This is a genomic window from Flectobacillus longus (assembly GCF_030056705.1).
GTDB classification, from domain to species: Bacteria; Bacteroidota; Bacteroidia; order Cytophagales; family Spirosomataceae; genus Flectobacillus; species Flectobacillus longus.
The window spans coordinates 66,185-90,931 of the sequence record NZ_JASHIC010000029.1 but is presented as its reverse complement, the minus strand read 5'-3'; the positions used below and the strand labels follow the sequence as shown (position 1 = coordinate 90,931).

Below are 24,747 nucleotides of genomic sequence, written 5' to 3'. Positions count from 1 at the left end.
TGTATGAAATTGATATAAATTAGTAGGAAATGAGCATATATACAAACTTTAGCATTGCCATTTGGGTAAGATAATATAATTTTCTAGCAGAAAAATCGCCATTTCTTCTAAATATGAAACTTTATTTTCTTTCCTTTTAATTGAAAATCAAACGCTTAAAAAAGCCCCTAACCGTTTAATAAAAAGTTGTTTTTTTCTTCTTTCAAACGATTAGAGGAATATTTTTCGTATAATTTACAAACTATAATGACTGTTGGGGGCATATCGTGCTACGAGTTGTTCAGCACATCTTTCCCCATCCATTGCCGCCGACATAATACCTCCAGCATAGCCAGCTCCTTCACCACAAGGATATAGCCTTTTAACAATGACGTGTTCTAGACTTTCTTTATCTCTGGGAATACGTACTGGCGAAGACGTACGACTTTCGATACCGATAATTTGTCCAAGATTTGTGCCATAACCTTTCATTTTTTGACCAAACTGCTTGATACCATCTTGAAGTGGTTTTCCGATATGTGGAAATAATACATCAAGCATATCTGAACTACTGAGCCCAGGTTGATAGGATGTTTCGAGGAGTTCTTTAGATACTTTTTGTTGTAAAAAATCACCTACCAATTGTGCTGGTGCTATTTGAGTACCATTCATCATTTGACAAGCACGTTGTTCTTGCTCTTTTTGTAATTGCAATCCTGCCAATGCACCAAAGTCTTTATAAGGCTCTAGGTCAATGTCGTTTACAGCAACTACCATTCCCGAGTTAGCAAATTTGGAATCCCTTCGAGATGGAGACATACCGTTGACTACTAATTCGCCAGGGGCGGTAGCAGCAGGCACAATAAAGCCACCGGGACACATACAAAATGAAAACACACCTCTTTGAATACCTTTAAAATGCGTTTGTGCTACCAAACTATAAGATGCCGCAGGCAGATATTGCCCACGCTCTTTGCGATGATACTGAAGCGAATCTATCAAGCTTTGTGGGTGCTCAATACGCACACCCATTGCAAATGGTTTGGCTTCGATATAAATATTCCTTTGTTGGCAAAGCTCAAAAATATCTCTGGCAGAGTGTCCTGTGGCTAAAATAACTCCAATTCCCTTTATTTCACGACCATCTGCCAAGACAACACCTTTAAGTGTATTTTGTTCAAGAATAAAATCAGTAACTTTGGTTTCAAAATGAACTTCGCCTCCTGCATTTTTAATACTTTCTCGAAGTTCTGCCACAATTTTTGGAAGCTTGTTGGTTCCAATATGTGGGTGAGCATCCACCAAAATTTCTTCAGTGGCACCATGGGCTACAAAAATTTCAAGAATACGACGAATATCGCCACGTTTTTTACTTCTTGTATAAAGTTTGCCATCCGAATAAGTACCTGCTCCACCTTCGCCAAAACAATAGTTTGATTCTGGATTTACATAATGGTCTTTGTTGATAGCAGCCAAGTCACGACGACGAGTTCTGACGTCTTTGCCTCTTTCGAGCAAAATGGGTTTAATTCCCAACTCAATCAAACGCAAAGCAGCAAACATTCCCGCAGGGCCTGCTCCAACAATAATAGCTTGGGGAGCTTTGGAAACATCGCTATATGCTTTTTTAAACTCAATCATTGAGGTGGGAGCTTCATTGATAAATGCTTCTACCTCTACGTTAACTTTTATTTGACGACCTCGTGCGTCAATTGAGCGTTTTGTAGCTCTTATATGAGCCTCATCGGGTGATGAAACTTGAAGAATATTCTTTACTTTGTTAACGAAGTTATCTTGGTCAAATGCAATTTCTGGTTCTAATACCAGAGAAAGTTGTTTTTTCATATTTGGTAAGGTTTTTATCCTTAAATTTTTTACAAAATAACAAAAAAAGAACGATGAATCCTTCTTCACTAGGCATTTTTGGTAAGAAAGGATGAATTTTAGCGTTTTTGATAAAAAGAAACTTGCCAACCCGAAATTTTCTATCATTTCATCGTTTTCTTTGAAATGAAGAACTAATCTTAACCTGTATAGTTTTTAAAATTATTAGAAAAATTCAATATAATCGAATATAAAATATGCTCATGATTTTGCAAAATAGGCTTTCCAAGTTTGTAGTTTGTTGGATGATTTTTATGAGTCATTTGCCTCATTTATTTAGTCAAAATAACTTTGAATTTATCCCATCAATTACGAAAGGAACCATTAATTGGCAGCAATTCCCCAACTTCTCATTGCCTTTTTTGAATGTGTACACTGGGCCAAGATTTGCAAATGATTTTCAGGAACCCCTAAAGCATGGGTTTAGTCATTTGGCTAGATATAATGATTATGATGCAAATTTGCCTGTAGAAAATAGAGCTCTTTTATGGTATGGGGTAGCTACTTTGCCCGGTCAACCTTGGTATGAGCTAGAGAGTCCGTGGGACAATAACCTTGTTGCTTATCAAGCATCTTGGAAAGGATTTATGCAAATGCTTGCCAACGAGTTTAATAATACAAGAGGGGGTGCTTTCCCATTATATGATTTGATGGTTTTGGATATAGAACGAGAAAGACCTACCAATGGAAGTATTTTGACTTTAAAGCAATCGTCGGGTGTACCTCAGCAATTCAAAAGCCTTTCAGATTCGGTATTTGTAGAGCGGTATAAGCGTGATATAATGAATTTGTATGCTCAACCAATGAGTTATTTGTGGGATAGTGGTTTTCCTAAAACTACTAAAATCGCCTCTTACAGTGATGCTCCCATCAAAAATCAGGAATTTCCAATTGGTTATTCTTGGAAGGCGATTCAAAATGAGCCAATTGCGTTGAATTATTATATGAAAGATTCGCTTACTCAGAAAGTTGGCGGACCCTTCTATGCTCAGAATTCTCATTTAACCCCTTCTGCGTACTTATGTTATGAGTATCGTTTTTTTCCAAATTATGGAAATGTGGCCTATCAGCTATTTCAGGTAGAGGCAAATCGTGCTCGTAGTAACAAAGATATTATTCTTTTTGAATGGCTCAATTATAATCGTTGTCAGAATTCAAATTATGGATATGACCTGTCAATCCCTAAACACCTAATTGAAGCACAAGCTATTATGCCTTATTTCTCGGGGGCAAAAGGCATCTTTTTGTGGGAAGGACCACTTGCTAGACAGGACACTATGAACTTTAATAAATACGAATATTTTATCAATGGATTATATCGTTTGTCAGCTTACAAAAACTTCTTTACTGGAGATTATTCTCTTTATATTCCCAAAACTGCCCATCAACATTTCCAAGATTACGACCCTATTTGGCGAGCAGTCATCAAGGGTGATAGTGTTTTGGTGGCAGCTATCAACGAATTTGCCAACGATAATGCTACTACAAACCTCACAATTCGTATTGGTTCGTGGACTAAAAATATTGCGTTAAAAGGAAAGGAAACCTTTTTGGAGGCTTTTGCGTTGGAAAAGTTTACCGAAAAAATACTGGTTTATCCCAATCCAAGTGCTGGACCTATTAATCTGGAGTATCAAGGTAATGGTTCGATTATGGGAACAGTTCAGATATATGATTTACACGGCAATATTCGATATGAAGCAAATTGGGATGATTTGCCCAATGAAAGTTTTGTTACCAACCGTCGGCTTATCAATCATAAGTTACCAACTGGTATCTATATTTTGAGGGTAAATAATCAAGGGCATTTGATGGAGCAAAAGATGTTTTTGACGAATAATTAAGTTTTGCTTAGGAATAGTGTTAGAACAACACATTTAGCACATAAATCTTTAATTTTGTTTCCTTTATTTCTAAAATGAATCCTTGAATTAAGTGTAAAAGCAATAAGAAAATTAGCATTAATACGCTTTAAGCTATAAGCCGTAGGCATTAGGCAAAAAAGTTTCTATTACTTCATGAGAAATACAATTTAAAACTTTTAGCCTACCGCATAAAGCCTAGAGCTTAAAGCGGGTAAAATTTATTTTAATTTTACCTACTAACTTAATTACAACCATTTTTATATCAAAAATTATGAATCGGTTAGCAAAAGAAACTTCTCCTTATTTGTTACAACACGCCCACAACCCCGTAGATTGGTTTCCTTGGGGCAAAGAGGCGCTTGATAAAGCAAAAGAAGAAAACAAGCCAATTCTGGTGAGTATTGGCTATTCGGCGTGTCACTGGTGTCATGTAATGGAACGTGAAAGCTTCGAAAATGAAGAGCTAGCCACCATTATGAATGAGCATTTTGTGAGCATTAAAGTAGATAGAGAGGAGCGTCCCGATGTGGATGCTATATATATGGATGCGGTTCAGGCGATGGGAATTCAAGGTGGCTGGCCACTCAATGTGTTTTTGATGCCCGATGGAAAACCTTTTTATGGAGGAACATATTTCCCTCCTATGAATTGGAAAAAGCTACTATATGCAGTTAGTGAGGGATTCCTGAATCATCTGCCAGATTTACAAAAATCAGCAGAAGGTTTTACCGAAAATATGTCTTTCTTGGAGTCTGTAAAATATGGTTTGCAGTCTGACGAGGTTGGCTTCAATATGGATGATTTAGAGGCCATGTACCAAAAACTATCAGGTACTTTCGACCCTCAATGGGGTGGTTTTAAACGAGCCCCTAAGTTTCCTATGCCCTCGGTTTGGTTGTTTTTGTTGAGATATATACAAGCAGGTGGAGAGAAAAAAGATGAAGCTTTAGCCCATGTACGTTTGACATTGAGTAAAATCGCCAAAGGCGGAATTTACGACCAATTGGGAGGAGGTTTTGCGCGCTATTCGGTAGATGGTGAATGGTTTTGTCCCCACTTCGAAAAAATGCTTTATGATAATGGTCAACTATTAAGTTTATATTCAGAAGCGTATTCATTGACAGAATTGCCTCTTTATCAGCAAGTTGTTTTCGAAACGATAGATTGGTTAGAACGTGAAATGTTAAGTCCAGAGGGTGGATTATACTCTGCACAAGATGCTGATTCTGAAGGGGTAGAAGGTAAATATTATGTGTGGACTCATGCCGAAATACATCAGGTTTTAGGCGAAAAAGCTGATAAGTTTTGTCTTGCTTATCAAGTAAGTATGGAGGGGAACTGGGAGCATGGGGTAAATATTCTTTGGAAAAATCATACGTTCTTAAATTCTGATTTTTCGGAAGAAATAGCCCTGTTAATGGCGTATAGAAACCAACGAATCAAACCTGGGCTAGACGATAAAATGTTATGTTCTTGGAATGGATTGGCGCTTAAGGGCTTGGTTGATGCTTACAAGGTTTTTGGCGAAGAGAAGTTCCTAGATTTAGCTTTAAAAAATGCTTCCTTTATCGAAAAGTATTTGTTGAATGACAATCAGTTATGGCATTCTTACAAAAACGGAGAGGCAAAAATTACAGGATTTTTGGAGGATTATTCAGCCGTTATCGACGGATTTACAAGCTTGTATCAAGTTTGCTTTGAAGAAAAATGGCTACATCTTGCCGAAAAGCTTTCTTTGTATGTCTATCTCAATTTTTGGGATGAGCAAGATGAATTGTTTTTCTTTACAGACAAAAATGCAGAGGCTTTAATTGTTCGTAAAAAAGAGATTTTCGATAATGTTATTCCTAGCTCCAACTCCATGATGGCTAAGAATTTTTATACACTTGGGTTGATTTTGGATAGAGAGGATTTTATCGATTTATCCAAATTGATGGTTGGCAAAATGAAAGATATGCTTACAAAAAATGTTGATTATCTTACCAATTGGGCTTGCTTAGCATCACAATTAGTGACCCCAACTGTCGAAATTGCTATAGTTGGTAAGGATTATTTGACATTTAGAGCTAAGATTGACCAAAAGTATTTTCCTAATAAAGTCCTATCGGCTACAAAAGATAAAAGCGAGCTTCCATTGCTCGAACATCGCACGGCATTTGATGGACAAACCAATATTTATGTTTGTTTCAACAAAGCATGTCGCCGACCTGTACAAACGGTCGAGGACGCTTGGGAACAAATTTTATAACTCAAAAATGGTCAGCCAAAAGGTTGACCATTTTTATTTTATGGCTTTTATTCCTTAATTTGAATAAATTCAAAAACCTATTGCGCTATGAAAACAATATTACTTCGAGGGCTTATATTTCTACTATACTTTTCTTGTCAATCATTTGCGCAACTCAGTCGCAAACAAGGGAGTGCCCAATTAGGCATCAGACCTATGGCGAGCTTGGTGTCTTTGGGATTACCTCAAAGTATTCCTGTTTCGGATGGTTTTTCTTCTAGTGCCCTCAGCAATATTCCCAAACCATTTTTCCCGCTACCTATCAATTTTACTGTCAATAAAAATGGTGGAACAGAAGCATTTGGTCTTGTCGGTACTTTCGGTTTAGGAGTGAATTATCAAAAACTATTTCGAAACAATCGACTTTTTAGGCTCGAAGTAGGTGCTCATTACACCAAGTCCCCCCATAGCTATTCGCTCGATGATAATATTAAGTTTTTTATCAAAGGCAAAGAAGCTAGTTCTTGGGTGAATACCATCAGCAATACAGGTTTTTGGGGAAGTGTCATGTATTCATCTATTTCGAAAGGAAGAAGAGGTTTTGGAGAATTACGTAATTATCTCGAATTCGGCGTACAATCGATGAATTTTCAGTCAAAATCTATGCAAGACTCTGACACATGGATTTATGATGGGAGAGGATTTACCTTACAGAATACCATCACAAACCCCAATAGTTATTTGTTTTTTGTAGAAATAGGGAAAACCTACTGGCGACCCGCCGATGACGGTCGTGCCTTGAATTTTGGCATACGTTTTGGCATTCCATATCAGGCAATTTCTGAAACAAAATTTGTGGGATATGCTCAAAATCAGTCTGTTGCAGGGCAAACACTCCGAGAAAATACAGGTATGATTTCGCTTCAAATGAGTTATGAGTTGCCTGTGGTACAATTACAGAAAGCAAGAAAACCTATTGCAAAATCACTTTGTGAAATACAGCGTAAAGTGGTGATAAAGAAGCGCTTTCAGATTGCTCAAACTACCATTTTGTTATCTCTTTATGACCACGAAAATGAGGATGGAGATATTGTATCAGTTTGTTGGAATGGAAAATATTTGATTGAAAACTATACTTTGACGAAGAAACCCAAAGTACTGGAATTACCGATGAGCCCTGTCGGACAAAATATCCTAACCGTTTATTCTGTCAATACAGGAACAGAGGGCGCCAATACTACGGCTATTTCATTTGAAAATGGAAGTAAAAAAGAGGAAATTTTACTCTATGCTGATAAAAAATACTCAGAGGCGATTGAGTTTATCAGAAAATGAGATCACTTAAGTATTCATGCAAAGTAAAATTGCATGAATACGCATTAGGCGGTAAGCTGTAGGCAATAGGGAAAAATGCTTCAATTATTTCCTGAGAAATACTTTTAAACTTTTAGCCTGCGGCATAAAGCCTACAGCAATGCTACCTTATTTAATTCTATTAGGATTTTCATTGATAAAAGCTGCCCAGCCTTTTTTCGTACCCTTATTAGTTGCCATAATATTATTGCCATGAAAATGATGACATACTGCAATACCTAAGGCATCGGTAGCATCAAACATTTCTGGCTCTAGTTTCATTTTTAATAAATGGTCAAGCATACTTGCTACTTGTTCTTTGGAAGCATTTCCGTTGCCTGTTACAGATTGTTTGACCGTTTTGGGAGAGTACTCTACAATCGGAATTTGTCTGGAAAGAGCGGCAGCCATTACCACACCCTGTGCACGTCCAAGTTTGAGCATTGATTGTACGTTTTTACCAAAAAATGGGGCTTCTATAGCCATTTCGTCTGGCGAAAACTCTTCGATAATTCCGATGATTCTTTCGAAGATTTTTTTAAGTTTCAATTCTTGAGTGGCATATTTGCTCACATTGATTACACCGTATTGCAAAACTGAGATATTTCCACGTTGCACCAATATCACCCCGTATCCCATAAAGCGGGTGCCGGGGTCAACTCCTAAAATGATTTTCTCAACAGACTCTGCCATGTAAAGTGTAACTTTGTTTCAAAATTGATTCTATGCAAAGGTAATCAATAAATTTTATAGAATTTGAAAGAAGCTTTGGGTAAATATTTTGGTCAAAAACTCATTTTTGTAGTTCGAATCCTTCTCTTTTGTACAGTAATGTATGCGCTTTTTCGTACAATACAGTACCAACAGCAAGGTTTTGAGGGACTTATGACTACGTTTTTGAGTTCATGGCAGGGGACACCATTTTATTTTTGGATAGTTCTTTTGACACTGATGGGACTGAATTGGACCTTGGAATCATTGAAGTGGCAAACACTCTTACAAAATATTGAGCCTATTTCAACTGTTCAGGCTTTTAAATCGGTCTTAACTGGTCTGGCGCTTGGTATGCTACTCCCAAGTGGAACAGGCGATGTGGCAGGACGAATCATAAATCTTAAAAAGAAAACCGAAGGAATAGGGGCAGGTATTATAAGTGGTGTTATTCAGACAATCGTCACTATCAGCTTTGGCTATTTTGGATTGATTTATATTGTTCAAAAATTTGGACTGAAAAATTCCCTCGAAAGCTATTTAATCCTTGGAATTCCTACAGTGGGTACGGTAGTCTTAGGAATAGGATGGTATATCGGAAAGCAAAAACTGATTAAAAATCAACGTATCCAACAGGTTTTAGAGGCTATTTATACCCTAAGAAAAAAACAATGGGGTAGTTTGTTTGCCATTGGAATCATGCGTCATTTGGTTTTTATCTTGCAGTTTTGTTTGCTATTCAATTGGGCAGGGGTCAAATTACCTTTTGTAGATACTTTGGCAGTAGTGAATAGCGTTTTCCTAGCAAAAACCATCATTCCAGCTTTAAACTTTGTCAGTGATTTGGGCGTACGTGAGCTGTCTGCTATTTACTTCATGAGACATTACGCCGTTGATATCAACCAAGTGATTACAGCAACTTTTAGTCTTTGGCTCTTAAATATTGGAATTCCTGTACTGATTGGCAGTATTTGGATACTTTTTACTCGAAAAAATGCTCATTAATATCTTACTTTTTTTGGTGGCGGTTTATGCCCTATTCACCTTTACATTAGCGGGAATTTGGCTTAAAAAGGTAACTTTTGGCAAACGTTTTATGCGAAAAGTGCCCAAAGATACGACCATTTCGGTGCTTGTTGCAGCCCGAAATGAGGCCCTGAATATTCCCTATCTGTTTCGAGATTTGGCTAAGCAACGTTATCCCAAAGCACTATTAGAAATCATCATTATCAACGACCATTCAACTGATGATACAGTTTTTCAAATTGAAAACTTACGCAACGAATTAGATTTTCCTGTTCATATTATTCATTTGGAGGAATTTGATTTAAGGGGTAAAAAGAATGCCATAAAAATGGGGGTTCAACAAGCTCAAGGCGAACTAATAGTATGTACCGATGCCGATTGTCGAGTAGGGGAATTTTGGTTGTTAGGAATGCAACAATTGTACAAAGGACGAAATGCCAAGCTTATTAGCGGAGGTGTTACGTTTATTCCCAATGGTCGATTATGGACGATTTTACAAAGTATTGAGTTTGCCAGTTTGGTTGGTTCTGGAGCTTGTGCCATGATGGTTGGCAAGCCAAATATGTGCAACGGTGCGAATATTGCCTATCCAAAAGCTGTGTTTGAAGAAGTAAATGGATTTGAGGGTAATGAGCATATCGCCTCTGGCGATGATGAGTTTTTGATGCATAAAATTGCCGAAAAATACCCAAATCAAATCGTTTTTGCTCATTATCAACCCAATATTGTTTTTACACAAGCCCAAGAAAATCTTAGCACTTTTGTCCAACAACGCAAACGCTGGGCTAGCAAATGGAATCATTATAAAGATTGGAAAATCACTTTTCTAGCAATCACCATTTTTACCCTTAATTTTGGAATGCTTTTGAGCCCATTTTTATGGCTAAGGAATGATTTAACGACCACTCAGTTTATAGTACTTTGGCTGGTTCGTTGTTTGCCAGAATACGTTTTTTTAGCACCAGTATTATCTTTTTTCAAGAAGGTATCCTACATTAAATATATTCCCTTAGTGCAGATTTTATATCCATTTTATGTAGTATTCTTCGGTATTTCGGCTTGGAAAAAAGGATATGTTTGGAAGGGGAGGAGACATTTTTAATTTGAAGATTTGGTGATAGGATTTTTTACAGAACCCAATGTTTTATCAGCACCGTAGGTGCGACAGACTTCCAGATTTTAGCTTTCTGTCGCACCTACGGCGCTTTTACAAAGGGAAACAATAAAATTTTCGTTTATTCAATCTTATTTTGCTCGCTAACTTGAGTGGGCAAAATAAGATTGAAACAATTGTAAATAAAAAATTAGTGATAATCTAAAAATTACATTCACAATTCAGCACTAATGCTTAATCCCTAATTCTCTCATGTTTTTACATAAAAGCAATTTTCTTTTTCGTGCTATTTATCCAGCAATGACTTGGCGCATTCCGAAGTCTAGCCTAGGAGATAAAAAGGTGATTTATTTGACTTTTGATGATGGGCCAATACCTGAAGTGACTGAATTCGTGTTGGATACGTTAAAGCAGTTTGAGGCAAAAGCCAGTTTTTTTTGTATTGGTGACAATATTCACAAGCACCCCGAAATCATGGATAAGGTGATAGCGGAGGGGCATCTGATTGGCAATCACACTTTTAATCATTTGAGAGGTTGGAAAACTGAAAATGAGCTCTATCATGAGAATTTTTTGAAATGCGAAACGTGGATTAATCAACACCAAGACGCCATCAGGGGACAAAAACCGAAGTTTCGACCACCACATGGAAGAATCAAAAAGACACAAGCAAAAAGTATATTGACTTCACATGAGATTGTGATGTGGGATGTGTTGACAGGGGATTTTTCTCAAAATCTGAGTCCCGAAACAGTTTTACAAAAAAGTATTCAGTACACAGAATCTGGTTCAATCGTGGTGTTTCATGACAGTATTAAAGCTAACCAAAATATGAGTTATGCTTTGCCAAGGTATTTAGAACATTTTAAGGAAAAAGGATTTGAATTTAGAAGCTTGGTGTAAGGTATTGAAATTTAATTGGTTGTGAATATGGAAATAGAGAAGAATACTTTAAGTAATGAGGAAAAACCTTTGGTAACCATTTGGATTGCAGCTCGAAATGAAGAGGGAAATATTATCGAATGTCTTGCTTCAATAGATGCAACCGACTTTCCCAAAAATCAATTACAAGTTTTAATTGGGGATGACCAATCGACTGACCAAACTGCTAGATTAGTCACAGAATATATCCAAGATAAACCTTATTTTGAGCTGATTTCAATCCAAAAAACAATCAATAATCAGCGAGGAAAGGCAAATGTATTGGCAAATCTTTACGAGTATTCTAAGGGGAAGTATTTTTTGATTACTGACGCCGATGTAAAAGTAAACCCTAATTGGATAGCAGGAATGATCGAAGGTTTTGAAAACAATCCAAAGTTGGGGCATCAAGTTGGAGTAACTGCGGTTAGAGGCAAATCTCTTTGGCATCAATTTCAATCAATCGACTGGCTTCATGCGCTTACGTTACTCCGAACAGCAGCGTTGATTAATCTACCTTTGACAGGTTTAGGAAATAATTCGGGTATGACTCGTGAGGCTTACGAGTCTACTGGAGGTTATGCCAAAATACCTTTTTCGATTACCGAAGATTTTGCATTATTTCATGAAGTAGTACGGCAAGGATTTAGTTTTAAAAACTCGATTAATCAGCAGGTTTTTGCCGAGACTTTACCCATGACAAGCTTGAAGGAATTTTTACATCAGCGGAAACGTTGGATGGTTGGGGCTTTGCAATGTCCTTGGTGGATTGTACTTTTGCTGTATTGTCAAGCGCTCTTTTTGCCGATTCTTGTGGCAGTTGCTTGCTTACATTCATTGAAAATTGCCCTTGGCATTTGGGCAATCAAATGGCTTGGACAAACTCTGACTGTATTACCAACTATTGTCAAACTCAAACAATTTCATTTAATAAGGCATTTGTTGAGCTATGAATTATATGCCAATTGGTGGCAAATTACCATGGTGATTTTTTATGCAATTCCTATTAAAATAGACTGGAAAGGAAGAATTTACTCCTGATTAGGGAGATAACCATTAACAACGATCAAAATGAATATTATAGAAACCCACGCACACATTTACGATGAAGGATTCAACGAGGATATGGAACAAATGTTGGCGCGTGCCTTTGAAGCTGGAGTAGAACAAATCTGGATGCCCAACTGTAACCATGAAACCATCGATAGCATGATGGTATTAGCAAAAGCTTATCCCGATAAATGTTTGCCCATGATTGGTTTACATCCATGTTATGTAAAAGAAGATTTTGAGAAAGAAATACAAATTATAGAAGATTATTTAGCGAAAGAAAAATTCATTGCTATTGGTGAGATAGGCTTGGATTTGTACTGGGATAAAACCTTTTTTGCGCAACAACAAGAAGCATTTTTACAACAATGTGCCTTAGCAAAAAAGCACAATCTTTGGATAGATATACATTCAAGAAATGCTTTTTGGGAAACGGTAGAGTTGATAGAAAAGAATGCAGACCCAAATCTAAAAGGCATTTTTCATTGCTTTACAGGAACGTTAGAAGAAGCTCAAAAAGCTGTTGAATTAGGATTTTTATTGGGAATTGGCGGTGTGGCAACGTTTAAAAATGGTGGCTTGGACCAAGTGATTCCACATATTTCTTTAGACAAGTTAGTTTTAGAAACGGATGCTCCCTATTTGGCACCAGTTCCATACAGAGGAAAACGTAATGAGCCATCTTATTTGCCATTAGTAGCCCAAAAGATTGCAGATTGGCATCAATGCGATGTAAGTGTAGTTTTGGAAAAAACGACACAAAACGCCAAAGCTTTGTTAGGTTAAGCATTCATGAAGCATTAAATTTTTCGTATCGGGTGAATTTATTCACCCGATAAACGGAATTATTGACTTACTGTGGTCCAAAGTCTCACTTGGACCTATTTTTTTGACAGTTTCTAAAGTTTCAAAAAAATATTGAAGTAAAATATAAATCTTTTTTTCTCCGATAATTCCCAAAATCACCGTAAAATAGTCTTGGTCATTTCATATACTTCGGGAAATTATCCTCCAAAACTTACTCTAGCCTCATTTTTTCGCTTTTTTTCAAATTCCTCAACAATAGCTTGATTCTTTGTTTGCGTTTTGATTGCTGGTGTAATTCAGTACTTTTGCGCCACAATTCATCCCCCAAACTAAATATGTACAAAACAATTAAGATTAAAACTAAATCCTCGGGTAATTCGAGGGTGCTGGTGATTTATACTGGTGGAACGCTAGGAATGGCCTACGACCATCATTCTGATAGCCTCGTGCCTTTTGATTTTGCCCAAATCCCCGATAATCTTCCAGAAATGGCACGTTTAGATTTTGAAATCACCGTGCTTACGTTCGAAAATCTGTTAGATTCATCCAATATCAAGCCTGCTTTGTGGATACGACTAGCTGAAATTATTGGAGAAAAATACCATGAGTACGATTCTTTTGTGATTATTCATGGTACCGATACCATGGCATATACGGCATCGGCTTTGAGTTATTTATTAGAAAATCTCAATAAACCTGTAATTCTTACAGGGGCGCAATTGCCTATTGGTGTAGCTCGTACAGATGCAAAAGAAAACTTTATTACCGCTCTTGAAATTGCGGCTGCCAAACAAAACGGTCGACCTATAATTTCAGAGGTTTGTATCTACTTTAACTCGCTTTTGTTGAGAGGAAATCGTGCACGTAAGCACGAAAGTGTTCAGTTCAACGCCTTCGAATCGGAGAATTATCCTCCACTAGCTGAAGCAGGTGTTCGCATTGAATATAATTATCCCTTTATTGGTCATTTTAAGCAAAATGTTCATCTTAAAGTAAATACCCAACTAGACGAAAATGTAGTGATATTGAAGCTCTTCCCAGGTATTTCCGAAAAAGTTGTGAAAAGTATTCTTGGTATTGAAGGTTTGCGTGGTGTCATTATGGAGACGTATGGCTCTGGTAATGCCCCAACCGAGCAATGGTTTTTAGATTTGATTCAGCAAAGTATTGATAAGGGAATCGTCATTTACAATGTGTCACAATGCAATGGCGGACGAGTAATTCAAGGCAGATACGAAACGAGTCATTTCCTACAGGAAGTTGGTGTAGTTAGCGGAGCAGACCTAACAACAGAAGCGGCAGTCACCAAAATGATGTATGCTTTAGGTAAAGCCAAAGAGATAGAAGAGATAAAAGCAATTTTGAAAAGGCCTTTAGCTGGTGAAATGTCATAGTTGTTTACAGATGTTTTAACGCATAATTGGAGTTTTTTTAGCAGAATATTTTGTTAAAAATACTCCAATTTTTATTTTTAGGAATAAAATAAAACAAAATTATTTATCGTTGAAGACACATAGGAGAATTTCCAATTAAGTGCTAATACCTGATAATTTTATAGGTTAATAAATCAAAAACCAGCATTTTTTAAGTTCTTTAAAACTATTTATTTACATAAACTACACAATTCAATGACCTACACAAAATTTGCCCTTATTGCTTTCACTTTTCTAGTAACCTTTAACTTATCTGCTCAATCCTCTAAACTCATTGGTAAACCTGCTCCTGAAATCGTATTTAAAGAAGTGCTCAATGATACGAAGACAGGATACAAACTTTCTGATTTCAAGGGAAAAGCTGTCATTATCGACTTCTGGTCGACAAGTTGTAGACCCTGTATCGAATCCTTTCCAAAATTAGAAAAGTGGCAAAAGGATTATCAAAAGGACTTGAAAATTATTACCATTGCTCAAGACAAAAAAGCAAGAATTATAAAATTTCTCCAAAATAGAAAACTGGCGCTTCCTGTGGTTTTGGACACAAACGATCAACAATATGTGAAGTATTTCCCTCACGAGGCTGTACCACATACCATTTTTATTGATAAGAGTGGAATTGTACAAAGTATTACCACTGCTGGATTAGTAACAGATAAACATATCAAAGAACTTATTGCTGGCAAAAAAGTAACAGCGCAATATTCTGATGGGGTAGAGAAGGAGATAGAAAACCTGATTGGATCTGAGCAAGGAGAAACTGATGTTCAAATTGTGCAAAAACCTTTTGACAAGAATACCTACAGCGTTTACAAAGCTTTTAAAAATGGAAGGTTAACGTTTATCAATATGTCATACTCAACTATCTATGAGATATTGTATAATTATCCCAACAGAACTAGGACGAGATGGGAAAATCCAAAATCATATTACCGTGGATGGGGTGCGCCTGACCAAGCAATTGGTTTGGAAATATATGCGCCTAAATTCACTAAAGAGCAAGCCTCAAGCGCCATACTGGGGTATTTGAGTGGTATTGCACCTGTGAAAGTGAAGTTTGAAGAAAGAGAGATTGACATAAAAGTTTTGTCAAAAGTAAATAATGTGGCTAAAATTGAAGAAGCTGAAAGTGATGATACATCTTCTGTTTCTACCTCAGCAAATGGACTTGAGATGAAGAGTGGAGGACTGGAAAATTTGGCATCTTTTTTAGAGGACAACCTCAGTAAACCTATTATTGATGAAACGGGATTAACGAAAAAATACAATTTATCTTTTCCTTGGTATCCCGAAAAACCAAACGCTTGTATGGAGGAGTTAGAAAAGATAGGTTTAACATTAACGGATGGAAAAAGAAAAGTAAAGTTGTTGATTTTAACTGCTGATAAATAGTAATATTAGTCATCTTTCTTTGTGTTTCGTGAGTGGTGGTTGAATGATTTAGTGATTCTTTTAAAACAAGTAGAGACGCAATGCTTTGCGTCTAAAGCTGAGTCATCAAACATTACAGCATCGAAAAAAGGGGGCGAAAATTGTTTTTTTGACCCCTTTTTGATGAATAGTCAAAACTCTTACAGTCAAATTAATAACTTCGAGCTTTACATAAAATAATCACTCAATTACTACTCGCTAAAGGATTATCACCTGATAGAGGTTCGTATTTTTAACCAACCTTTTTTTGAACCTTTTGGAGTGAAAAAAACATGAATCGTATCGCTGGAATAATAGTCATGTCGTTCATCGATATTTATTTTCCCTTTAGAAAGCTTTGTTGTAGTGTTCATTATGAATTTTGAAGTTTTTATCCCTTTTCTCTTTTCAAAAGCATAAAAACCATAAGATACCTCAGCACTATCGTCTAATTCACCTGTAATTTTTAACAGTAGTACGGAGTGTGAAGAGCCTTTTGAAGAAGAAACGGAATCTACAAAATTTTGAGGTTGAGAAACATCAGAGACCTTAAATTCGGCGAATGGAGGCTCATAGGGATATAGTTCCAGTAACCATATTCCTAAACGGAATAGCAGGTGAAAAAGGAGGTAGACTATAATGAGCTGAATAAAAAACCTCAAGGTGGGGTGCAATTTTTTTAGTGAATAGAACATGGCGTTAGTAAGTTTATTGTAGGTGTTATGTCAACTACAAGAAGCACGTTCAAGTAGCTAAATACTAAATTAGGATATTCTTAAAAGCTGGAAAAGTATTCTAGTAATAACTTATTCTTCGGGTATTGAAATATTGTAGATTTATTCTTCAATGTTTGTTTGCTAATATTTGTTAAAACAACTAATATTGTAGCGATAATTAACCTTTGATATTGTACGATAAATTTTAACAAATTAGACCATTAGCACTCGACAAACTAATGAAAGAAGCACTCAAAAGATTTGAAAACAAACGACCAGAAATCGTATTTGAATGGAAAGATTCTGAAACTGAAGCCGAGGGATGGGTAGTCATCAATTCCCTACGTGGAGGGGCTGCGGGTGGAGGGACTCGTATGCGCAAAGGACTTGATAAGCGTGAGGTAGAATCTTTGGCTAAAACCATGGAAATCAAATTTACAGTATCTGGTCCTCAAATCGGTGGAGCCAAATCTGGTATCAATTTTGACCCAAGCGATCCACGCAAAAAGGGTGTTTTGGAGCGTTGGTATAAAGCAGTTGCACCGCTTTTGAAAAACTATTACGGAACAGGTGGTGATCTAAATGTTGATGAGGTACATGAAGTAATTCCTGTAACCGAAAAATATGGCTTATGGCATCCACAAGAAGGTATTGTTAATGGACATTTTCATGCTTCTGAGGCACAAAAAATACGCTTGATTGGTCAGTTGCGTCAAGGTGTTTCTAAAATTATTGAAGACTGGAATTACACACCGACTTCAAGCCAAAACATTCATAGATATACCGTTTCGGATTTGATTACGGGCTATGGAGTGGCTGAGGCTGTCAAGCATTACTACACGTTGTGGGGTGGTGATTTATCAGAAAAAAGAGCAATTATTCAAGGTTGGGGAAATGTAGCTGCCGCTGCTGGACTCAATTTGGCGCGTATGGGTGTCAAAATTGTAGGTATTATTGATAGAAATGGTGGTTTGGTTGTGCCCGAAGGTTTGGGATTAGAAGAAATCAAAGACCTTTTCTTTAACAAAAAGCAAAATACCTTATATGCTGAAAATATGTTGAGCTTTGAGGAAACAAATGCCAAAATTTGGGAAGTAGGAGCTGAGATATTTATTCCAGCGGCAGCTTCAAGAATTGTAAGTGCAGAGCAGGTGGAAAAATTGGTAAATAATGGTCTCGAAGTAATTTCTTGTGGCGCCAATGTACCTTTTAACGACCCTGAGATTTTCTATGGAACAACCATGGAAATGGCAGATGCCAAAGTAGCGCTGATTCCTGATTTTGTAGCTAATTGTGGAATGGCTCGTGTATTTGCCTACTTGATGAGCGACTCGGCGATGGTGACTGATGAGGGAATTTTTGAAGATGTTTCCGAAACGATTTACAAAGCTTTAGACAAATTACACGCACAACACCAAGGCAAAACTTTGCTGGCAAATGAATTATATCGTATTGCTTTGGAAAAATTAGAAAATAAAGTGGAAGTAGAATTAGTGTAAGAAAAATAAGAGGCAATTCAGTCAAAATGTCAAGACTGAGTTGCCTCTTATTTTATTCCTGAAAAATCTCTTTTGAAAATAGCGCTATTTTGAATATTTTGCCTCTCTGCTAATTCAATCTCAACCGTAAAACTATGAAAATTCTTTGGTCGCCTAGCGAGCAACAAATTGAGCAGTCCAATCTCAAGCGATTTATGGATTATCTTTCGCATGAATATGGTTTGCAATTCAATAATTATCAGGAACTTTGGCAATGGTCAGTAAAAGATATCTCCAAGTTTTGGGATATATTTTTACATTATTCTGGTATTCAATTCACTGGACAATATTCGGAAGTAGTTTCTGGAAAAATGCCTCATGCCAAATGGTTTGAGGGAATTCAGCTCAATTATGCTGAACATGTATTTTCCTTCGAAACTAGTCATCGTCCTGCGATTCTTTTTCAATCAGAAACCTCCCCACTTCGTGCCATTTCTTGGGCAGAACTTCATCAAAAAACTGCCTCATTGGCTGAATATTTACGTTCAATAGGAGTACAAAAAGGGGATACCATTTGTGGTTATTTACCCAATATTCCTGAAGCTGTAATAGCATTTTTAGCGACTGCTTCAATTGGGGCAATTTGGTCAAGTGCTTCACCTGATTTCGGAGGAGGAAGTGTTTTGGAGCGTTTTGGACAGATAGAACCGAAGGTATTAATCTCCGTAAATTCGTATTCGTATGGGGGCAAAGTCTTTGATAGAAGTGCCGTAGTGGCCAATCTCCAAGAGAATTTGCCAAGTTTGCAGCAGACTATTTTGATTGATTATATGTCTATTGGCAATACCTTGCCGAATACAGTTGATTGGAATACAACGGTTTCAAATCGTAATAGCGTATTAACATTTGAGCCGTTATCATTCGATTTTCCCTTGTATATTCTTTATTCTTCGGGTACTACAGGTGTTCCAAAGCCGATTGTTCATGGTCATGGAGGAATTTTACTGGAGCATAAAAAGTACCTTCTTTTTCATAATGATGTAAAAGAAAATGAAAACTATTTCTGGTTTTCGACGACTGGTTGGATGATGTGGAATTTTTCCATTTCAGTACTTTTTTCAGGGGCTACTTTGGTATTGTACGACGGAAGCCCAGGGTATCCCAATATGGAAACGCTTTGGCAATTAGTGGCCGAAACGCCTGTGCATCATTTTGGTACCAGTGCTGCTTTTATTCATGCCTGTATGAAAGAGCAAGTCCGCCCACGAGTAAACTATACGTTTGAACATTTACGCTCGATAGGCTCGACAGGTTCTCCTTTGTCACCCGAAGGATTTGATTGGATATACGAACAAGTAAATCCAGAAGTATGGCTTGCATCAATTTCGGGTGGGACAGATGTTTGTACCGCTTTTGTAGGTGGAAACCCTATCTCTCCTGTATATGAAGGCGAAATTCAATGTATAGGATTAGGGGTTGATTTACAGGCTTGGGACGAAAATGGGATGCCTTTACATGATGAAATAGGGGAGATGGTTATCACTCAACCAACGCCATCTATGCCTGTTTCCTTTTGGAATGACCCAGATTTTGAGCGATATAAAGCTAGCTATTTTGAAGAGTATCCCAATAATTGGCGTCATGGTGATTGGGTGAAATTGACATCTACAGGAGGTTTAGTAATTGCTGGACGGTCGGACGCTACCCTCAATCGCGGGGGCATTCGTATAGGTACTGCCGAAATATATCGTGCTGTTGAAGCACTCGGATTTGTCAAAGATTCATTAATTATTCATTTGGAGGACAAAGATTTTATGCCATTGTTTGTAGTTACAAAAGAAGGGCTCGAATTAGATGATTCTCAAAAACAAATAATCAAAAAAGTCCTAAGAGAAACATATTCACCTCGACATGTTCCAGACCAAATTATACAGGTTTTAGAAATTCCTTATACGATTTCTGGCAAAAAATTAGAATTGCCCGTAAAAAAACTCATTCAAGGAAAACCTTTTGAAAAAGCTGTTAACATTGGTGCTGTGCGAAATCCTCAGAGTTTGGAGTTTTTTAGAAATTTTCATTAGCAAAAGGATAAATTTATTATAGTTTTTTCAAGAGGGTGCAATTTTCTTTGCACCCTCTTGAAAAATTTACCTGATTTTAGCCAAAATATTAATTTAAAATAAGGATAGATGGTTTCAATGCTCCCAGCCATTCTATTTCTTGAATTAGTTCATGAATTAGATTTTTGACTTTAATAGGTTCTGGATTTGGTAATTCTTCTAATTCACTCGCAATATTGCCAAGCTTGATAAAACTTACAGAAAGGGCTGTTCCTTTGAGTTTGTGTGCTAGCGATTGAACCAATGTCCAATCTTGTGATGTAAAGGCATCCTGAATCTCAGCCAAAAAACTATCTGTTTGTAAGAAAGCCAACTCCATCAATTGGGCAATCAACCCATCATCAGCACCAGTTCTTTCTATCAACTCATTTTTATCAAAATGGATTAATAGTTGTTTTGATGACAAATTGGATAAATCTTCTTGTTCAGATTTGTCTAATACCCATTTTGTAATCATTTTCTGGATAGTAGCTTTCAAAACTGGTTTTGTTATATAATCACTCATGCCAGCTTCCAAACATCTTTCTTTTTCACCTACTACTGTACCTGCTGTGAGTGCTATAATCGGAACAGGTTGACCTCCAGCCTCGATTGTTCTGATGGCTGTAGTTGTTTCATAACCATTCATTACAGGCATTTGGATATCCATGAATACAATATCTGGGCGTTTTTTCTGAAACTTTTCGAGTGCTTCAGCTCCATTATTAGCTTTGATGATTGTTGCATTTGGTACTATTTTATTTAAAAAAGTAGTTGCCAAAAGCATATTTACAGGATTGTCTTCCACTAGTAGAATATCCAATTTAGCTTGAAAAGATTCGGCTATCGCATTATCTGCAAATCCTGTATTGCTAGCTTGAATAGTATCATTGCTAGTATGAAGTCGAGAAAGTGCCTCATAAAATTGCTGAATCTTGATAGGTTTTACCAATCTTTGTTGGATAGCTAATTCCTGGCAAGCAACCTGAAGACTATCATCGTCGGAAGAGCTTGAAAACAAAATAATTGGCAGATCTTTTGCTTCAATTCCTAGTTTATTTCTGATGTGTCTAGTTGTTTCGATTCCATCGAGATATGGCATGTGGTAATCCATTAAAACCACATCAAATGTTTTGTCTAATTTTAATTTATCTAAAGCTTCGATACCATTTTTGGCACAAACGGACTCTATTTGCTTAAGAGCCAACATTTCGTGGATAATTAATCTATTAGTATCGTTATCGTCTACAATCAATACTTTTTGAATAGATAAAGGTAGATTGGTTTTGATTGGTCCTGCTTGTTCAGTTTCGAAAGCTACATCAAAGTAAAAAGTACTTCCCAATCCAGGGGTGCTTTCTAATTGTAATTGGCTGTTCATCAAGGCCAATAACTTATTAGCAATGGTTAAGCCTAAACCTGTTCCGCCAAATTTTCGAGTTGTTGAGGCATCCTCTTGAGAAAATGCTTCAAATATTTTTTGTTGATTTTTAGGTTCGATTCCTGCTCCCGTATCTCTTACCGAAAATCTGAATAAAGTAGGGTTCTTAGGGCTAGACGAAAGAACTTCCACCTTTAACTCGATTTCCCCTGTTTGGGTGAATTTTACAGCATTACCCAGCAAATTGACGAGCACTTGGCGCAAGCGTATTGGGTCGGCATGAATATATCTATTAACTAATGGAGAAATATTCAAAAGCATTTCTAAGTCTTTGCGGTGAGCTTGAAACTTAATCATATCCGCCACTTGGCCTCCCAATTCTAGTAAATCAATTTTTTCAGGAGCTAACTCCAATTTGCCAGCTTCTATTTTAGAAAAGTCCAAGATGTCATTAATAATATCAAGCAAAGAGTTGGCACTTTGATGGACAGTTGACATATATTGTTGTTGGGTTTCGTCCAATTGAGTTCTCATCAACAAATCTGTAAATCCAATAACACCGTTTAAAGGAGTTCTGATTTCGTGACTCATATTTGCCAAAAACTCTGATTTTGAACGACTTGCAGCTTCAGCCTGTTCTCTGGCTTTCATTAATTGAGCTTCAGTTTCTTTGCGTGAAGTAATATCTCTGATAACGGACTGAACAATCCTTGTTCCGCTGATATTAATTGAGTTCAAAAGAATATCACAAGGGAAAGACTCTCCTGTATCCATTTTTTTATGCAAAAATTCAAACCCATAAAAATCCTTATCTTTAAGTTCAAGGAGCACATCATGAATCATATCTGCACTTTTTATACCGTTTGGTTGATATTCTGGTGAGAAATCAATCGGATGCTTTCCAATGAGTTCGCTTTTGGAAGCTACGCCCAATAATCTCAATGTCGCAGGATTACAGTCCATAATACCATTTTGATTGTAAAGCACTACTGCATCTGAGGTATAGTCGAATAAACTTCTGAATTTTTCTTCAGAATTAGTTATCTGGTATTCAAACTCCTTTCTCTTCGTAATATCTTGCAGGTATCCATGCCATAATGAAGCGTCCTCTGTTTTTTCTGGAGTTGAAGCAGCTCTTAGCCATTTTATATTACCCTTAGAATCTAAAATTCTAAACTCTTGTTCCCATGGGATAAATGAATTTAGGGCAAACTGCATGCTGTCAATAACCCGTTGTTGGTCTTCTGGAATGATTCTGCTGAAAATTAACTCAGGATTCTGTATGATCTTTTCTGGTGCTACCTCATATATCTCCGAAATACCAGCAGATACATAAGGGAACGAAAATCTTCCAGTTTTTTCAGAAAATTCATATAAATACAAACTACCAGGCACTTGACTTGATAGTTTTTGAAGTAGCAAGGTCGATTTTTTTGCTTCTTCTTCTGCAATTTTTACTTTTGTAATATCTTGAACTACACCATAGGCTTTTTGAGGAGTAGACTCAACATCCATTTTGCCAATCAATCGTAGCCATTTTTTCACACCCTTTTGTGTAAATATTTCTACTTCGATGTCAAAGCTTTGCTGATGTTTAATACAATTTTCTACTGATTCAAGAAGCAAATTTCTATATTCTGGAGTGTAGAAATTTACGCTTTTTTCTAAGGCAGGAATAAAGTCTGGTTCAACTTCAAAAATACTTCTTGTGATGTCAGTCCAATAGAGGTCTCTGTTGGGTACTCTCAATTCCCATCCTCCGACCAGCGCTACTTCACTGGTTTGCTGAAGGGATGCTTTTGTATCTTGAAGCTCATCTTCTGCAATTTTTTTTGCAGAAATATTTCGCTCTACGGCAATGTAGTTGGTGCAATGATTATTTTCATCAAAAACAGGATTTATTGTGATGTCTACCCAATAGGTCTGTTTATCTTTTGTGTAATTCAAAATAACCTCAGAAACAGGAACCTGATTTTTGATGGCGTTTCGGATTCTTTTAACTGTTTCTGCATCCGTTTGAGATCCATGAATCAATTCTGAAGGTTTTCGTCCAATTACCTCTTCGAGCGAGTATCCAGTTAAATCTTCATAGGCTTGATTTATCCAAGTTATTCGTCCACGTGCATCAGCAATGATGATAGCATCTGTAGTTTTGGATGCAACCAATGCCAATTCCTTGAGCTTTTCTTCTTTTTCTTTATTTTCTGAAATATTTTGACTCGTAAAAACTAAATTTTTGGTGGCAGCATCATAATTGATAGAGGAGCGAAGCCATACCCACTCTTCTGAAAAATCTAAAATTCGATATTCAACTGAGGTTTGCGTTTGAGATTCGCCTAAGTTTTTGATAGCCGAGGCTAGTTTTTCTTTATCATCTTCATGAATTAATGTCAAATAGTTTAGCCCCATCCAGCCCTCTACAGATTGGTTTAATACTCTTTCCCAGCTGTTTGATAGATACTTTATTTTGAAATCAGTCCCCACCACCATGAGAATATCCGACATTGTGGCCACGAGAACACTAAGGTCATTTTGAATTCTGATTTGATCTGTGATATTATAGCCTGTACAAAGAATTTCAAAAACTTCGCCTTGATGATCTGTTTGCCCACTAAATTCCCAAGCATTGACGATGACCTCGCCATTTTTGTCAGGTTTTCTGAGAATTACAGGATGTGGTTTATTGGGAAACTGAAAGCATAGTCCAACGGTATCTTGGCACTTTTGATGATCTTCAGGAATGATATTTATTAGCGCATTTTGACCAATAATTTCTTCATGTGAAAAGCTAAATACGTTACAGAAGTGCTCATTGACAAAACTGTAGTTCCCAAACAAATCGGTGGTAACTATATAAAATGCTCTATTTTTAATAATTGAAGAGACTAACTCAGCACGCTCATGGTTACTTATATCGCTTATTTTTAGCCCTAAAGCAACTTTTGTTGATTCCTCAAAATGGAAAGGGAAAGCTTCAAGACATATTTTGTCTTGAGCTGAATTGTTTAAAAATATTTTAAAATCTCCTGAAGAAAAAGGAAGATGTTGCCATAAACTTTCTTGCACGACATGAAGGTCGAGGTCTTTGTTTCTCAAAAACTCGATTATATTGTCATTAAACCAAATCTTTTTGGTTTCTGTGTCATCCATGAAACCATATCCTGTAAAACTGTTTGAAATAATCCAATCAAAAAAGGCTGGATTATGTTTTATTTCCTCAAATAAGTCAATCTTCACCTGATTCATAGTTTGTTAGTGTGCTTTAATGGTTAGCAAATAATTCCTGACCTCCG

At 36.8% G+C, this 24,747-nt stretch carries 16 protein-coding genes; 12 read left to right on the top strand and 4 right to left on the bottom strand.

Features of this window, described 5'->3' with window-relative positions; genetic code table 11:
* Window positions 1-234: 234 nt before the first annotated feature.
* Entirely contained in the window at window positions 235-1,824 is a 1,590-nt protein-coding gene (locus tag QM491_RS20475) for an NAD(P)/FAD-dependent oxidoreductase (RefSeq protein ID WP_283329392.1), read from the bottom strand.
* 236 nt (window positions 1,825-2,060) lie between these two features.
* Here QM491_RS20475 and QM491_RS20470 point away from each other — a divergent pair, with 236 nt between their 5' ends.
* The 3 genes from QM491_RS20470 to QM491_RS20460 all read left to right on the top strand — a co-directional run bounded on the left by QM491_RS20470 (window position 2,061) and on the right by QM491_RS20460 (window position 7,290).
* Window positions 2,061-3,707: a T9SS type A sorting domain-containing protein gene (locus tag QM491_RS20470; protein WP_283329391.1), complete on the top strand. Its 1,647-nt coding sequence runs from the start codon at window positions 2,061-2,063 to the stop codon at window positions 3,705-3,707.
* 292 nt (window positions 3,708-3,999) lie between these two features.
* Window positions 4,000-5,976, top strand: a complete 1,977-nt coding sequence (locus tag QM491_RS20465) for a thioredoxin domain-containing protein (protein WP_283329390.1) — start codon at window positions 4,000-4,002, stop codon at window positions 5,974-5,976.
* A gap of 87 nt (window positions 5,977-6,063) precedes the next feature.
* A complete protein-coding gene (locus tag QM491_RS20460) occupies window positions 6,064-7,290 on the top strand; it encodes a hypothetical protein (protein WP_283329389.1) in 1,227 nt (408 codons plus the stop codon).
* 147 nt (window positions 7,291-7,437) lie between these two features.
* Here QM491_RS20460 and ruvC read toward each other — a convergent pair whose 3' ends face one another.
* A complete protein-coding gene (ruvC, locus tag QM491_RS20455) occupies window positions 7,438-8,001 on the bottom strand; it encodes a crossover junction endodeoxyribonuclease RuvC (protein WP_166552045.1) in 564 nt (187 codons plus the stop codon).
* A gap of 63 nt (window positions 8,002-8,064) precedes the next feature.
* On the opposite strand from ruvC, the gene QM491_RS20450 reads away from it, so the two are divergent.
* The 7 genes from QM491_RS20450 to QM491_RS20420 all read left to right on the top strand — a co-directional run bounded on the left by QM491_RS20450 (window position 8,065) and on the right by QM491_RS20420 (window position 15,762).
* Window positions 8,065-9,024 (top strand): lysylphosphatidylglycerol synthase domain-containing protein, encoded by a 960-nt coding sequence (locus QM491_RS20450; protein WP_283329388.1) that lies wholly within the window; start codon window positions 8,065-8,067, stop codon window positions 9,022-9,024.
* A complete protein-coding gene (locus QM491_RS20445; RefSeq protein WP_283329387.1) occupies window positions 9,014-10,147 on the top strand; it encodes a glycosyltransferase in 1,134 nt (377 codons plus the stop codon). Before QM491_RS20450 ends, QM491_RS20445 begins: the two co-directional genes overlap by 11 nt.
* 264 nt (window positions 10,148-10,411) lie before the next feature.
* On the top strand, window positions 10,412-11,062 hold the full coding sequence (locus tag QM491_RS20440) for a polysaccharide deacetylase family protein (protein ID WP_283329386.1): 651 nt from the start codon (window positions 10,412-10,414) through the stop codon (window positions 11,060-11,062).
* A gap of 27 nt (window positions 11,063-11,089) precedes the next feature.
* On the top strand, window positions 11,090-12,121 hold the full coding sequence (locus QM491_RS20435) for a glycosyltransferase (protein WP_283329385.1): 1,032 nt from the start codon (window positions 11,090-11,092) through the stop codon (window positions 12,119-12,121).
* Window positions 12,122-12,151: 30 nt separating this feature from the next.
* Window positions 12,152-12,916 (top strand): TatD family hydrolase, encoded by a 765-nt coding sequence (locus tag QM491_RS20430; RefSeq protein WP_283329384.1) that lies wholly within the window; start codon window positions 12,152-12,154, stop codon window positions 12,914-12,916.
* A gap of 356 nt (window positions 12,917-13,272) precedes the next feature.
* The gene (locus tag QM491_RS20425; RefSeq protein ID WP_283329383.1) at window positions 13,273-14,331 is read left to right on the top strand and encodes an asparaginase; all 1,059 of its coding nucleotides are present in this window, start codon (window positions 13,273-13,275) and stop codon (window positions 14,329-14,331) included.
* Window positions 14,332-14,565: 234 nt separating this feature from the next.
* Window positions 14,566-15,762 carry a redoxin domain-containing protein gene (locus QM491_RS20420; RefSeq protein ID WP_283329382.1) on the top strand — a complete coding sequence of 399 codons (1,197 nt, stop codon included), beginning with the start codon at window positions 14,566-14,568 and terminating at the stop codon, window positions 15,760-15,762.
* Window positions 15,763-16,010: 248 nt separating this feature from the next.
* On the opposite strand, the gene QM491_RS20415 is transcribed toward QM491_RS20420, so the two are convergent.
* Window positions 16,011-16,475, bottom strand: coding sequence for a hypothetical protein (locus tag QM491_RS20415; protein ID WP_283329381.1), 465 nt, complete (start codon window positions 16,473-16,475; stop codon window positions 16,011-16,013).
* A gap of 260 nt (window positions 16,476-16,735) precedes the next feature.
* Between QM491_RS20415 and QM491_RS20410 the strand changes: the two genes are divergently transcribed.
* Together QM491_RS20410 and QM491_RS20405 are read left to right on the top strand one after the other, a co-directional pair.
* Window positions 16,736-17,995, top strand: coding sequence for a Glu/Leu/Phe/Val dehydrogenase dimerization domain-containing protein (locus QM491_RS20410; protein WP_283329380.1), 1,260 nt, complete (start codon window positions 16,736-16,738; stop codon window positions 17,993-17,995).
* A gap of 134 nt (window positions 17,996-18,129) precedes the next feature.
* On the top strand, window positions 18,130-20,055 hold the full coding sequence (locus QM491_RS20405; protein ID WP_283329379.1) for an acetoacetate--CoA ligase: 1,926 nt from the start codon (window positions 18,130-18,132) through the stop codon (window positions 20,053-20,055).
* Between the two features lie 88 nt (window positions 20,056-20,143).
* Here QM491_RS20405 and QM491_RS20400 read toward each other — a convergent pair whose 3' ends face one another.
* Window positions 20,144-24,700, bottom strand: a complete 4,557-nt coding sequence (locus QM491_RS20400; RefSeq protein WP_283329378.1) for a PAS domain S-box protein — start codon at window positions 24,698-24,700, stop codon at window positions 20,144-20,146.
* Window positions 24,701-24,747 lie beyond the last annotated feature (47 nt).